The organism is Auritidibacter ignavus, assembly GCF_029853775.1.
Taxonomy (GTDB): domain Bacteria; phylum Actinomycetota; class Actinomycetes; order Actinomycetales; family Micrococcaceae; genus Auritidibacter; species Auritidibacter ignavus.
In genome coordinates this window covers 558,428-572,735 of the sequence record NZ_CP122564.1, presented here as the reverse complement: position 1 = coordinate 572,735, position 14,308 = coordinate 558,428, and the positions used below count along the sequence as shown (strand labels likewise).

Annotated in this window: 13 protein-coding genes; 4 read left to right on the top strand and 9 right to left on the bottom strand. The window is 60.7% G+C overall.

All coding sequences use genetic code 11. The features are described from left to right. Positions 1-21 precede the first annotated feature (21 nt). Positions 22-1,542 (top strand): HNH endonuclease, encoded by a 1,521-nt coding sequence (locus tag QDX22_RS02520; protein ID WP_279673875.1) that lies wholly within the window; start codon positions 22-24, stop codon positions 1,540-1,542. On the opposite strand, the gene QDX22_RS02515 is transcribed toward QDX22_RS02520, so the two are convergent. From QDX22_RS02515 to QDX22_RS02485, 7 genes are all read right to left on the bottom strand, one after another. Continuing rightward, a complete protein-coding gene (locus QDX22_RS02515) occupies positions 1,515-3,113 on the bottom strand; it encodes an ABC-F family ATP-binding cassette domain-containing protein (protein WP_122549070.1) in 1,599 nt (532 codons plus the stop codon). The genes QDX22_RS02520 and QDX22_RS02515 overlap by 28 nt on opposite strands. A gap of 110 nt (positions 3,114-3,223) precedes the next feature. Continuing rightward, positions 3,224-3,955 carry an RNase H family protein gene (locus tag QDX22_RS02510; RefSeq protein WP_110098307.1) on the bottom strand — a complete coding sequence of 244 codons (732 nt, stop codon included), beginning with the start codon at positions 3,953-3,955 and terminating at the stop codon, positions 3,224-3,226. 253 nt (positions 3,956-4,208) lie between these two features. After that, a complete protein-coding gene (locus tag QDX22_RS02505; RefSeq protein WP_110098306.1) occupies positions 4,209-4,535 on the bottom strand; it encodes a metal-sulfur cluster assembly factor in 327 nt (108 codons plus the stop codon). A gap of 66 nt (positions 4,536-4,601) precedes the next feature. After that, positions 4,602-5,369: a Fe-S cluster assembly ATPase SufC gene (gene sufC / locus QDX22_RS02500; RefSeq protein WP_110098305.1), complete on the bottom strand. Its 768-nt coding sequence runs from the start codon at positions 5,367-5,369 to the stop codon at positions 4,602-4,604. A gap of 83 nt (positions 5,370-5,452) precedes the next feature. After that, complete coding sequence (gene sufD, locus QDX22_RS02495; RefSeq protein ID WP_110101083.1) at positions 5,453-6,664, bottom strand: Fe-S cluster assembly protein SufD; 1,212 nt, start codon at positions 6,662-6,664, stop codon at positions 5,453-5,455. A 65-nt stretch (positions 6,665-6,729) separates the two neighbouring features. Further along, on the bottom strand, positions 6,730-8,190 hold the full coding sequence (gene sufB / locus QDX22_RS02490) for a Fe-S cluster assembly protein SufB (protein WP_110098304.1): 1,461 nt from the start codon (positions 8,188-8,190) through the stop codon (positions 6,730-6,732). Between the two features lie 80 nt (positions 8,191-8,270). Then, positions 8,271-9,050 (bottom strand): helix-turn-helix transcriptional regulator, encoded by a 780-nt coding sequence (locus QDX22_RS02485; protein WP_199223037.1) that lies wholly within the window; start codon positions 9,048-9,050, stop codon positions 8,271-8,273. A gap of 174 nt (positions 9,051-9,224) precedes the next feature. On the opposite strand from QDX22_RS02485, the gene QDX22_RS02480 reads away from it, so the two are divergent. From QDX22_RS02480 to QDX22_RS02470, 3 genes are all read left to right on the top strand, one after another. After that, positions 9,225-10,214: an ABC transporter ATP-binding protein gene (locus QDX22_RS02480; protein ID WP_279696150.1), complete on the top strand. Its 990-nt coding sequence runs from the start codon at positions 9,225-9,227 to the stop codon at positions 10,212-10,214. Continuing rightward, the gene (locus QDX22_RS02475; protein WP_233491944.1) at positions 10,211-11,098 is read left to right on the top strand and encodes an ABC transporter permease; all 888 of its coding nucleotides are present in this window, start codon (positions 10,211-10,213) and stop codon (positions 11,096-11,098) included. The genes QDX22_RS02480 and QDX22_RS02475 overlap by 4 nt, the downstream gene beginning before the upstream one ends. Positions 11,099-11,159: 61 nt before the next feature. Then, a complete protein-coding gene (locus QDX22_RS02470; protein ID WP_279717964.1) occupies positions 11,160-12,272 on the top strand; it encodes a COX15/CtaA family protein in 1,113 nt (370 codons plus the stop codon). Positions 12,273-12,364: 92 nt separating this feature from the next. Here QDX22_RS02470 and QDX22_RS02465 read toward each other — a convergent pair whose 3' ends face one another. Then, positions 12,365-12,907, bottom strand: coding sequence for a Cpe/LpqF family protein (locus tag QDX22_RS02465; protein WP_279717963.1), 543 nt, complete (start codon positions 12,905-12,907; stop codon positions 12,365-12,367). A gap of 113 nt (positions 12,908-13,020) precedes the next feature. Beyond that, entirely contained in the window at positions 13,021-14,019 is a 999-nt protein-coding gene (locus QDX22_RS02460) for a heme o synthase (protein ID WP_110101062.1), read from the bottom strand. Positions 14,020-14,308: the final 289 nt, after the last annotated feature.

Here is a 14,308-nt window from a genome sequence, read left to right as displayed (position 1 = left end):
CCCCCACCTAGTGTGGTGGCCATGAGCCCACAGATTCCCCGCGAGAACTCCGATCAGACCGTGCTGGCAGAGCTCACCACGCTCCACCAGCACCATCGGGCGCTGGCCGAATCCTTGACGCTCACCGACGAATCCACCGCGATCGATGTCATCTCAACCTTGGAAAAAATCCAAGCCACGGCTGTGGCCATGCAGGCTCAAGCCGCCTCCCAGTTAGAGAAGCTCCGTCTGGACCGCGAAAAAGCCGCCGGCATCCCCAAGAATCGGCGTGGTTCGGGGCTCGGGGCCGAGATCGCCATGGCACGCAAACAATCCCCCGAACGTGGCAATGGATTTCTCAACGCCGCCCGTACCATCACCGACCACATGCCCGGTGCCCTCGGTGCCATGCGCTCCGGGGAGCTCTCCGAAGCCCACGCTATGACCCTATCCCGGGAAGTTCGTGGCCTGGCCCCCAGGATCATCACCGAGATCGACGATCTGCTCAGCGACCAATACGGTCGGCTCTCACCCAGACAGTTGGGCAAGCGGTCACGTGGCCATGCTCAACGGCTCGACGCCGACCAGCTCGCTCGTCGCGCGGCTACAGCCCGCAAGAACCGACGTGTGACCACGGGGAGCGCTGGCCCCGGTATGGCCAACCTTAACGCGTATCTGCCCTCCGAACAGGTTGCAGCTGTTTACAACACCTTAGAACGTGATGCCAAGAAACTCCTCGCGCCCACCCAACGCACGACATTAGAACGGCACGGTCCGGCCGATCACCGCACTCTTGAACAAATCATGGCTGACCTGTTGGTCGAACGCATCACCGGGCAGTCCAAGGCCGGTAATGTCGCTGCCCAGGTCAACATCGTGCTCACCGCCGACGCATTCCTCGGCGACGATAACACCCCCGCCATGATTGCCGGCCAGGGCCCCGTGCCCGCAGCCACCGTTCGGAAATGGTTGGCCAACCCCGAGGCCAAGCTGTTCCTTACCAAGCTCTTTGTCGATCGACAGACCGGCAAAATGGTGTCCATGGAATCCGGTTCCCGGCTCTTTCCGGCAGGACTGAAGAAGATGATCAGTCTGCGCGACGATATCTGCCGCACACCGCACTGCGAGAACCCGGTAGAAGAAACCGACCACGCGCAGCGACACACCGATGGTGGCGCCACCAGCTATGACAACGGTCAGGGACTGTGTCGGGTGTGTAACCAAACCAAGGAGAAGATCGGCTGGAAGCACGAGTCCGATGCCGACGGGCTGCAGGTGACCACTCCCACCAATCATACCTATGAAGCCCCCACCGACCCGTTGCTTCCCGGTAGCCTCAGGCCGTTACCGCCACCCAAACCACCGTTTCAGCAGAGACAATCACCGCGCTGTGAAACCTGCTCCAACGACCCACCCGATGACGATTCTCCCGCCGGTCCGGCCGATCCCAACGCTCCGACACCTTCCGAGGACCTGCAAGGTCGCGACCGATCGGATGGGGAAGCTAACGATTACTTCTCCGGCATGGGCGCAGCTCAGGTCAGTGAAACCAGGTCCAGATAGTCCTCTGACCACATATCCTCATCGGCGTCCGGCAGGATCAACACGCGGTCGGGGTCCAAGGCCTGGACCGCACCCTCGTCGTGAGTCACCAACACGATCGCACCTTCATAGCGACGGATCGCGTCCAAGATTTCCTCACGAGATGCCGGATCTAAGTTGTTGGTTGGCTCATCGAGCAACAACACGTTGGCCGAGGACACCACCAAGGTTGCCAAAGCTAAGCGAGTTTTCTCGCCACCCGAAAGGACCCCGGCTGGCTTGTAAACATCGTCGCCGGAAAATAAGAATGATCCGAGCACAGTTCGCACCGCGGTATCGTCCAGGTGCAACGAGGAGCGTTGCATATTTTCCAGCACCGTGCGGTTGACATCCAGCGTCTCGTGTTCCTGGGCGTAATACCCCAGTCGCAGGCCATGTCCGGGAACGACCCGTCCCGCATCAGGCTGTTCCAATCCCGCTAAGAGCTTCAGCAATGTCGTTTTACCGGCCCCATTGAAGCCGAGGATGACCACGCGAGACCCCTGGTCGATAGCCAGGTCCACCCCGGTGAACACCTCCTGGGTGCCATAGGATTTGGTCAACCCCTCGGCCGACAGAGGCACCTTACCGCACGGGGCTGGAGCCGGAAATCGTAGGTTGGCCACCTTTTCGGTGTGACGCTCTTCGGCCAGTCCCTCCAACATCTTGTCGGCCCTTTTAGCCATCTGCTGGGCGGCCACCGCTTTGGTCGCCTTCGCGCGCATCTTATTGGCCTGCGCATACAAAGCCGCTGCTTTCTTCTCCGCTGAAGCCCGTTCCCGGCGACGCCGACGTTCATCATCCTCACGCTGTTTCAGGTAGGCCTGATACCCCATGTTGTAAATGTCAATGACACTGCGCGTGGCGTCGAGAAAAAAGACGGTATTGACCACTTCATCGATCAATGCCAGATCGTGAGAGATCACGATTAGCCCCCCGGAGTAGGTTTTGAGGTAGTCGCGTAACCATTCCACCGAGTCCACATCCAAGTGGTTAGTGGGCTCGTCTAGAATCATGGTGTCCGGAGCTGAGAAGAGGATCCGGGCCAATTCAACTCGGCGACGTTGCCCACCAGAGAGCGTTTTCAATGGCCGTTCCAGCATTTCGGCGTCGATCCCTAAGTTCCCGGCGATGGCATTGGCCTCCGATTCGGCAGCGTAGCCTCCGGCGGAAATAAACGCGGCCTCAGCGGCGGGGTACCGCTTGATGCCTCGTTCCATCACGTCGGGATCTGGCGACGACATCTCCGCCTCGGCCTTGCGCATCCGGCGGAGTAGTTCTCCGAGCTGACGCGCTTCTAAAATCCGTTCTTGCGCCGTTTGCTCGGGATCGCCCGACCGTGGATCCTGTGGCAGATATCCGACCGATCCGGTTCGGGTCACCTCGCCGGTGGCTGGGACTACCTCGTCCATCAACACCTTGGTCAACGTGGTCTTGCCGGCCCCGTTGCGCCCGACTAAACCGACCCGGGTACCGCGGTCCACACGGAAACTCACGTCCTCTAGCAGGGTGCGCGAGCCAACGGTGACGGTCAGATTATGAGCAGAAATCATCAGGGTTACCTTTGGGGGTTGTGGTCGTAGCTGAAAGGGTTCCGCACGGAGGCACACCAGGGTGGCGCAGAGGTGCACATCTGGGGCAACTCCAGACTAGAATAATAGGCTCAATGGCCGGGCGGGCTCTGGTAATCGTGGTTCATTGCCAGTCGGATCAGGCGGGCGAGCTCTTGTTGCGGACTACGCTGAGCCTGTCGGGCTCGGGCAATAATCGTCTCCGATTCATCGTGACTGAGCTCGGTCGTCACCTGCACCCCGGGTCTCGGTTGCGTCGTGGTGGTTCCAGACGCGAGACGGTCGGCTGAGGCTGGCTGTGCGACCGACTCCGAGGCCGTGAGATGCGATGATCTCCCCGCGCTGTTTAATCCCGGGCCATAATCAGGTACGGTACCGTCCCGGAAGGCTTCGGCAACGGCCCGTGCCCGTTGATCGGCGGCCTCATTCAGCTCATGCCCGGTGTGACCTCTCACCCAGTCAAACCGGATTTTTCGTCCGGCCTGCTGGGCTTGAGTCATCAGCCGATCCAGGTGGATCATCATCTGCTGGTTCTGCACCGGTTTGCCGTCCTTCTTCTTCCACCCGCGTTTCTTCCAGCCCGGCATCCACTGGGTGATGGAGTTGATGACGTATTGCGAATCCGCCACGATGTGCAGGTCGGTGTCCAGATTTGCCGTGGTCGCCAGCAACTCAATCACAGCCTGTAACTCGCCCTGGTTATTGGTGGCCTCGTCCCACCCGCCAGCGGCCCAGTGCTCGTCAGAGATATACCAGCACCATCCGGCAGGACCGGGATTGCCCAGGGCCGAACCATCCACGGCGACGGTCAACAGCTCAGTCATGTGCGGTCCTTTTCTGTGCGGGACGTGACGATGTCACGAACGGGAGTTTACGAGAAGAAATGGGGTGGTTGGAGTAGATGGAGACGATCAAGGACCGTATCCACCGGTGTCAGGTGACAACACAGGTGAACACGGCCCTCGAGGTGGATCAGGAGTCACTGCAACAGGTGGGGGTTGCCCCCTCCTGCCGGACAGTCGGAACAGCTGGATCGATCGGACGTGCCAGATCGACACACGATCGCCCTGACCGATCTTAGATGTTGAACCCTAAGGCCCGCATCTGATCGCGCCCGTCTTCAGTAATGCGTTCTGGGCCCCATGGTGGCATCCAGACCCAGTTCAGTCGCCATTCGTCCACCATCGTGCCGATAGCCCGACCGACCTGATCTTCGATTTCATCCGTCAGCGGGCAGGCTGCAGTGGTCAATGTCATGTCCACGATCAGCACACCGTCTTCGGCGTAGTTCAGACCATAGAGTAACCCCAGATCCACGACGTTGATACCCAGTTCGGGGTCAATCACGTCTTTCAGGGCCTCTTCGAGGTCCTCGATCGGTGTTTGTGCACTCACGTCAGTCATGATGGGAACACCTTCTTCAGGTCGGTCGTGGCTTTCGCGCTGTCAGGCTGTGGCCACACGGGCCGACTAGGCCTGAGCTACGGCAGCCTTTTCGTAGTTGATGTAGCCTTCTTCTTCCAGCTTATCGGCCAGCTCAGGACCTCCGGAGTCCACCACGTGACCGTCCACGAACACGTGCACGAAGTCTGGCTTGATGTAGCGCAGAATGCGGGTGTAGTGCGTGATCAACAGGGTGCCCAAGCCGTTGGCGTCCTGTGCCCGGTTGACACCTTCGGACACGATACGTAGCGCGTCAATGTCCAGCCCGGAGTCGGTCTCATCCAGGATGGCGAACTTAGGCTTGAATAGTTCCAGCTGCAAGATTTCGGCGCGCTTCTTTTCACCACCAGAGAACCCTTCGTTCACGTTACGGGTGGAGAACGCCGGGTCCATCTGGAGCCGTTCGAAGGCGTCCTTGACTTCCTTGGACCAGTGACGCAAGGAGGGCGCCTCACCGTCGATGGCGGTCTTGGCGGTGCGCAGGAAGTTGGTCATGGTCACGCCGGGGACTTCCACCGGGTACTGCATGGCCAGGAACAGACCGGCCTGAGCGCGTTCGTCGACAGACTTTTCCAGCAGGTCCTCACCGTCGAGCAGGATCTCACCTGCGGTGACTTCATAGGCCGGGTGACCGGCGATGGCCGAGGCCATAGTGGACTTTCCTGAGCCGTTGGGGCCCATCAGCGCGTGAGTCTCACCGGAATTGACGGTCAGGTTCACGCCTTTCAAAATCTCTTTGACGCCGTCTTCGGTCTCGATCGAAACGTGGAGGTTCTTTACCTCAAGGGTTGACATAGCTACAAATTCTCCTTGATGCCTTGGTTTGGTGAAGGCCAACCGGCCTCCGGTCGTCGTTGGTAGTGGGTAGCTCGCGGGAATTAGAATTCTAGCCCGCGGATTTCGGCTTCCATGACTTCCACGAGTCGGCGTTCCACATCGTCGATACCGATCTTCTGGATGATTTCGTTCAAAAACCCACGCACGATCAGCTTGCGGGCCTGGGGCTCGGGAATACCCCGGGCCATCAGGTAGAACAGCTGATTCTCATCGAAGCGACCGGTGGAGGATGCGTGTCCGCCACCTTCAATGACGCCGGTTTCGATCTCCAGGTTCGGAACCGAATCGGCTTGCGCGCCGTCGGTGAGCAACAGGTTCTCGTTCTTCTCGTAGGTATCAGTGCCTTCTGCCTCTTTACGGATCAGCACATCGCCAACCCACACAGTACGAGCCGAATCACCCTGTAGCGCTCCCTTGTACAGCGCATCGGAGACGCAGTTCTCGGTGGAGTGATCCACGAAGATCCGGTGCTCCAGGTGCTGGCCGGCATCAGCGAAGTATAGGCCGTACATCTCCACGTTGGCGCCGGGACCGGCGAAGCGGGTCGTCGGCGTCAATCGGACTAACGAACCGCCGTAGGTGACCAAGGTATGGCGGTACTTGGCGTCGCGACCCACCTTGGCCTGCTGGGATCCGGCGTGGACCGAACCCTCGTCCCAGGCTTGGATGCTGACCACGTTCAGTGAGGCACCCTCATCCACAGTGATCTCGATATTTTGACCCAGCACCGCTGATCCGGACTGGTTGATCACCAGCACCACCTGGGAATGGCGACCTATGTGAATTCGCACGTGTTGAGCGGCTGGCTCCTGGGACTCGCCAGCGATATCGACCAGCAACGGCTTGTCGAGTTCGGTTTCGTCAGCCACAGTGATCACGGTGGCCTCCTGAAAGTTGTGCCAGGCAGCCGCTGAGACGCGATCATCAGGAATGAAAGCCTGCCCCAGACGCTGATCGTCGCGGCCGACGGTTTCGACCGTGACGCCCTGGGTTTCTTCCACGGTGACCTGCGGACCCGGTCCGGTCAGTCGCTGCTCATCGCCGCCGGGCAACTCCAGACCGGAAAGCCGCTCGATCGGAGTGAACCGCCATTCCTCTTCGCGTCCGGTGAGCTGTGGGAAGTCCGCCAGATCGTAGCTGATGGTCCGGTCGGCGCGTGAGGTACCGAATTTCTGTTTGGTCTCGGCATCCAGATGGGACGCCTGGGTGGCATCGGCGATCTCCGTGGACAAGGTCTCACCCTCATCCGTCATGCCTGGAATCAGGGGAGCCGCTCCCCCGGTTTCCGTGTCACGAGCGTGTGTAGTGTTGGTCACCGTTAGCCCACCGATCCTTCCATTTGCAATTCGATTAGCTTGTTCAGTTCCAGTGCGTATTCCATGGGCAAGTGCCGGGAAATCGGCTCCACGAACCCGCGGACGATCATCGCCATCGCATCCGTCTCGGACAGGCCACGACTCATGAGGTAGAACAGCTGCTGTTCAGAGACCTTGGAGACGGTGGCCTCGTGGCCGAGAGTGACGTCGTCTTCGCGAATATCGATGTAGGGGTAGGTGTCGGTGCGCGAAATGGTATCAACGAGCAGTGCGTCACAGATCGTGGAGTTCGCGGAGTTCTTCGCCCCGGACACGATCTGGACCAGGCCACGGTAGGCTGCGCGCCCCCCACCACGCGCCACCGACTTGGAGACGATGTTCGAGGAGGTATTCGGAGCCAGGTGTACCATCTTGGAACCGGTATCCTGGTGCTGGCCGGCGCCGGCGAAAGCCATCGACAGGGTCTCACCGCGAGCGTGCTCACCGGTGAGGTAGACGGCTGGGTACTTCATGGTGGTCTTGGCGCCAATGTTGCCGTCGATCCACTCCATGGTCCCGCCCTCTTCGCACACGGCACGCTTGGTGACCAGGTTATACACGTTATTCGACCAGTTCTGAATGGTGGTGTAACGCACGCGGGCGTTCTTCTTGACCACGATCTCCACCACAGCTGAGTGCAACGAATCGGTCTGGTAGATCGGGGCGGTGCAACCTTCGATGTAGTGGACGTAGGAGTCCTCGTCGGCGATGATCAGCGTCCGTTCGAACTGACCCATGTTCTCGGTATTGATCCGGAAGTAGGCCTGCAACGGGATCTCGACGTGTACGCCCTTGGGGACGTAGACGAAGGACCCACCGGACCAGACCGCGGTGTTCAGCGCGGCGAACTTATTATCGCCGACCGGAATCACCGAGCCGAAGTACTCCTCAAAGAACTCCGGGTGTTCTCTCAAAGCGGTGTCGGTATCCATGAAGATCACGCCCTGGGCCTCCAGATCTTCACGGACCTGGTGGTAGACCACCTCGGACTCGTACTGGGCGGCCACACCGGCGACCAGGCGCTCACGCTCGGCCTCGGGGATACCCAACCGCTCGTAAGTCTCCAAGATGTCTTCGGGAAGTTCTTCCCAGGTGCTGGCCTGACGCTCGGTGGAACGCACGAAATACTTAATACGATCGAAATCGATCCCGGACAGGTCGGCACCCCAGGTCGGCAACGGTTTGCGGTCGAAGTAGCGCAGACCCTTCAACCGGGTTTTCAGCATCCATTCGGGCTCTTCTTTGATGCTGGAGATGTGCCGGACGACGTCCTCATCCAGGCCACGTTTGGCAACAGCGCCGGCCTCGTCGGAGTCGTGCCAGCCGAATTCGTAGTTACCCAGGGACTTCAGTTCTGGATTGTCGTCCAGAACTCTCTGAATGACCCGTGGATCGGCGGTGTCTTGACTGATCTGATCGGTCATCATCAACCTCTTTTATCGCTGGTTGTCATGGTCGGGTGGTCGCAACGGCTTGCCTCCGGATCACTCCGGATGGTCACCGCTTAAGCTCGGGCAGCATTCTGTTCGGCTTGGGCAGTCAACGACGCATAGGCCTTGCGCCCTAGGGGCACGTGCGTGGTGCACACATGCCCGCCGGTGGGCAGGGTCGCCAATCGGCGCACATCTACCTGCAACAACCGGGCGAACAGTTCGGTTTCTTCTTCACAAAACTCGGGGTACTGCGCGGCCAGATCCTTGATCGGGCAGTGTCCCTGACAAATCTGGGCTGCCCGCAGGGTCGTCACGCGTGCACCACGTCCGGCGCGCCGGGTGGTGGCCGCGTAACCGAGTTCATCCAACACGGCGGTGAGCACCTTGATCCGCTCCGACAGTGTCATCTCGTCGGTGGCTCGATCCAGGAATAGCGTCTCGACCTCGGCGAAATGGTCCCGGGCGAACCGGCGGACCGCTTCGGGCCCACCCAGCTCGGCAATCATTTCCATGGCAGCGCTCGTCACGGCCAGGTAATCATCCCCGAGCTGTTGTTGTCCTTTGTGCGTGACGACATAGCGTTTGGAGGGACGCCCAGCACCCGCATCGCCGGAGACCGACTTAACCTCGATCAACCCCTCGGACTCGAGAGCGTCGAGGTGGCGTCGCACGGCCGCGGCAGTCAGATGCAACTCGCTACCGATGGCAGCGGCGCTCACCGGCCCGCGCGTCAGCACGGCATGGAGCACCTTCTCGCGGGTGTTTTCCCGAGAGCTACCGGCCGGTTCGGCAGACTGCGTCGCAGACTTCGTTCCGGAAGTCTCTTGGTGACGGGGAAAATAAGTAACCATGATATTTCCTAATTATACGCGGGATCGTGCGGACTGATAGTTTGGCATGCCTAAGTTCGCGACGAGATGACGCCGGATGACCGGTCAAGACCGGCCCCCACCTGCTCCACGTCTGATCTCCGAATAGCTTCTGCTGTCCGAATAGCCATGATCCAAGTAGCTATAGTGAACACCGTGACTTCTGCATCCTCTCTCCATCCAGACACGAGCAACGCTGGATCAGATCAGATCCTGCTCGACGTTGATGATGTGTGGCTGAGCGTGAATTCTGACGAAGGCACCGTCAACATTCTGCGGGGTATGAGCCTGCAAGCCCGCGCCGGGGAGGTGACGGCCCTATTGGGGCCCAACGGTGCCGGCAAGACCACCACGTTGTCGATTGCCCAGGGACTGGTCAAGCCCTCTGCCGGTAGTGTCCGGCTGTTAGGTCAGGACCCCTTTACCGCCACCGCAGCGCTGCGAAGCCAGGTTGGGGTGATGTTGCAGGATGGCGGATTACCACCGTCGGTGACGCCCTTGCGCCTGATTGAACATCTGGCTCACCTCTACCGAGAGCCCCTGGATATTTACGCTTTGATCAACCGGTTGGAGATCACAGAGTTTCAGGATCGGACCATACGCCGACTGTCGGGGGGCCAGCAACAGCGGGTTGCAATGGCCGCGGCGCTGATCGGTCGGCCCTCGGTCATCTTCTTGGATGAGCCCTCGGCCGGACTCGATCCAGTCTCTCGCCGGGTCGTGTTTGAGCTGATCCAGCAGATGAAACACGCCGGACTGGCCATCGTGCTCACCACCCACCTCCTCGATGATGCCGAAAAGCTAGCCGATCGGGTCATCCTGATCAATCACGGCCGGGTGGAGCGTGAAGGAACCGTTGCCGAATTGACGGATCGTCATGACCGTCCCGCTGTGCTGTTCTCGGTCGAAACTCCCCTGTCGGACCACGCCCTGGCCGATGTGCCCGAGGCGTTGAGCGTACACCGGGTTACCGCTACCGAAGCGACCGGTATGGTCGGGATGGAAACCTGGCAGGTGCGCGGACTGCAAGAACCAGCCGACTACGTGGAATTGACCCGGTGGTGGCAACGCTGGGATATTCTGCCGCGTGATCTGTCGATGTCCCGGCGGTCGTTAGAAGATGTGTTTTGGGAGGTGACCCCGTGAGCCAACAGCACCCGGACCAACCGGCACGGCCCGACCCACACCCGGATGACCGGCCCGATGGACAGCTCCGTGAACAGGCCGATGAGTTGACATACCGTTCGCACTATCAGGATCGTGTGCTGGACCTCACCCCGGTGGCCAGGCCCCACGCCTCAGGTTTGTTTCGGCGCGTGATTGCTCAGGGCGGCTATGAAACCCGCACCACCTTGTCCAATGGGGAACAGCTACTGGTGTCGATCATCTTGCCACTGATGGTGCTGATCGCGCTGTCGGTGACTGACTTCATCGTCGCTGAAGGGTCCACGATCTCGCCGGTGAACCTCGCGACCCCCGGCGTGTTGGCCTTGGCGGTGTTGTCCTCGGGACTAACTGGTCAGGGCATCGCGACCGGATTTGACCGACGCTACGGGGTGCTTCGCTACCTGTCCACCACTCCCCTGGGACCGACCGGACTCCTGCTGGGCAAGGCGGTCGCGGTGGTACTGGTGCTGATCGTGCAACTGATGGTTTTAGGGCTCGCCGCGCTGTTTCTCGAGTGGCGACCGGTCGCTGTCGGGGTGTTATACGCTGGGATCTTCATCGTACTGGGAGCGGTCACCTTTACCGCCTTGGGCCTGCTGATTGCTGGAACCGTCCGCCCGGAAGCAACCTTAGCGATCACGAATCTGCTCTGGGTGATCCTGGGGGCCGCCGGTGGCGTGGTTTTTGCCGTGCCCGAGAACCTGTTCGGTGAGCTCTTGCAGTTTTTGCCCTCGGCTGCCCTGGGTGAGGGGTTGCGGGCCGCCACGGTGCGCGGTCAATTCGATCTGCTCAGCTTCGTCATCTTAGTGGTCTGGGCGGCGATCTTCACCGGGTGCACAGTACGCTGGTTTAAATGGCGATAACTAAGAGTTTCGCTCCGATTGCCGTGACCCCTGGGCCGAATGTTGAAAGAGGTTGATCAACGTGTCTGGTTTCGCGCTGCGGGATGATGTCCACACTCAGCACCATACTGAAACGTCCCGGTCCCCGCTCCAGCGGACCAAAGACTGGTTGATGCCCACCTCGGTGACCGGGTGGACCATGGCGGTGGCGGTGGCCTCACTGATAACTCAAATCGGCATTATCGTCACCGGTGGCGCGGTGCGACTGACCGAATCTGGGCTGGGCTGTCCGACCTGGCCGAAATGTACCCCCGAGTCTTTGACGAACACCCCCGAAATGGGAATCCACGGTTATATCGAGTTCGGCAATCGGACGCTGACCTTTGTGCTCACCGCGGTCGCGGTGCTGATGCTGTTGGCGATCTGGCGACTGCGGGCCACCTACCGTGCAATCTTCTGGCTATCGATTATTCTGCTGTGTGGCATTCCCGGGCAAGCGGTGATCGGTGGAATGACGGTCCTGACCGAGCTGAACCCCTGGGTGGTCTCCCTGCACTTCTTGTTATCGAGCTTCTTGGTCTGCCTGGCCGCCCTACTGGTCAACCGGGTGGGACTGGAGCGTCGCATCGGCGGCGGCGAGGTGGAGCAGGTCCCGTCCCTGGTGGATGGCGAGACCACCGCCACGACCCGCGGGTTGGCACGTGCGGCTTTCGTGCTGGGCTGGATCACCTTGATCCTCGGCACCGTCGTCACCGGTTCGGGCCCCCACGGCGGAGATGCCGAAGCGCCCCGCCACGATTTTGATCCGGCGATCGTGACCCGCTGGCACGTCATCCCGGTTTACCTGCTGATCGCCGTGGTGATCGTCCTGCTGGTGTTGGTGCATCGGTTGGCGTCCTCCCAGCGCCAGCGGATCAGCGTCTGGGCCATGATTGCGGTGATCGTCCTGCAGGCCAGCGTGGGCTACTATCAGCACTTTAACGGTCTGCCCATCGTGGCCGTGCTGGGGCACATGCTCGGAACCGGGCTCCTAGCGTGGCTGATGACCAATATGATGGATCGGCAATGCTCGTCCTATTCCTGGCACGACACTGTGGTGGATCCCCGCTCTCCGAGATTCGCGGCCAACGTGGACCCGGCCAATCTGGTGGCTGACGCCCAGGCCGAAGGCGCCTCTCCCGGCCCGGCCCGCTAACACCCGCTTTCCCTCCTGCACCCCTTGATGGTGGGTCAGGATCACACCTTCCGACAGGCCAGATCGGTGTCGGTGAGTGGGGAGGCCAGACCTTAGCTGGGATCAGCGCTGGCGCTCGGATCGTTGGTATCGCGGTACCACAGCTCGGTGAGTCGTCCGGCCTCGTCGATACTGAAGTGCAGATCCAGTGGCTGGGCGGAGATATCGGGAGTCAACGTCATCATCGCGCTAGCCTGGTCGGTCTGTTCGTAGTGGGTCATCACATACGGCTTCTGGGGGCGTAGCTCGGCATTGAGGGTGCCCACCAGCGAGTCGACGGGGATCTGTTCGGTCAGTTCGGGGGCCACCCGGTCGTACCAGTCGGAGCGGTCAATGGCGCGGTTGCCGTTAATTTGGTTCAGGATCCAGCGCCCGGTGTCGCCGAGTTGGTTGTCTGGAAAGTGGCCGGGTTCGACATGGGTGGGGGCGGCATTGCCATCCGGGGTGGCCTCGCGGTGCTCGGATTCGACGCAACCGCTCAGCCCCAAAGAGCCCACCAGCGCCAGCCCAGCGAGCAAGGCCAGCCCACGGTGCGCGCGTGTTGATACGGATGTCGCGGTGTGCGGAGAGTGTACGGCACGGTACCTGAATGTCACGATGAGTCCTTTATCTGCTATCTGCAACAGCTTGACCTGCAACAGCGTGCCCACAGCGACCGAGCCTGTCCCGGAGCGATAACCGTACCGGACCGAGACCCGGTCTATCGGGTTTAAAGCGCCGGGGCGGTCACGGCCTCGGCCATCAGCGGCTCACCCACGAACGGGTCGATGGCCAGGCCGATGAACAGCAGGGTCAAATAGGTAATCGACAAGTGGAAGACCTTCATAGCCTGTTTGTCCTGAAAATCCGGTTTCTGCGATTCCCGGTAAAGGACGTGGCTCTCATAGATGAACCAGCCACCCACCGTTGCCGCGATCACGGTGTAGACAACACCAGCCCACCCCAACGGCACCAGCAACAGCGAGCACATCACCGTCGCCCAGGTATAGAGCACACACTGGGTGGAGACTTTCCGGGCGGTGGCGATTGCACCCAGCATGGGGACGTTGGCCTGCCGGTAATCGGATTTGTACTTCAGCGACAGCGGCCAGTAGTGCGGAGGAGTCCATAAGAAAATCACCGCGAACAGCACCACGGCTGGCCATTCGATGGTCTCGCGCACGGCCGCCCAGGCGATCAGTACCGGGAAACAGCCGGCGATCCCGCCCCAGACGATGTTCTGTTCGGTGCGGCGCTTGAGGATCAGGGAGTAGACGACCACGTAGAAGAAGATAGCCAGTGCCCCCAGCGCGGTGGCCAGCCAGTTGGTCCCGACCGCGAGGATGACCAAGGAGATCGCGCCCAGCACCGATGCGAAGATCAAGGCTTCGCGCGGGGTGACCTCACCGGTGACCAGCGGCCGGGATCGGGTGCGGTCCATCACCTTGTCGATATCGCGATCGATGTAGCAGTTGAACGCGGCCGAAGACCCGGCCGCCGCGGCACCGCCGACCATGGTGGCTAGCATCAGCCACCCCGAGGGGAAGCCCTGGGCGGCGAAGATCATGGTTGGCAACGTGGTGACCAGCAACAGCTCCATCACGCGGGGCTTGGTCAAGGACACGTAGGCGGCGATCTTACGCTTCAGACCGATCGAGCCTGGCCGTGAGGTGGTTTCGGAGGCGGAACCCGGTGTGGTCTGCTGAGTGCTTTTAACGGAAGTCGACATCTATCGTGAGTCCGATTCGGTAGGGTGCGGTCTTGGCCCACGTCGCGATGATGCAGTCAGGCAGATGAGGTGTGGTGATGCCAGCAGATACCGCCACGGTGGGTGTCGGGACGCGTGGTTAATATTCTCGTCGTCTGGTGTCTGTGTCTAGTCTACCCGGTTGAGCTCGGTGCTGAGTTTTCTGACATGCTGATGGTGCCTGCCATGCCGGTGGTGCCGGCTACGACGACCGGTTCGTCTAGTGCGGGCCATCGGTTGGGGGCGAACCGATGGGATCTGCTGGTTTTCG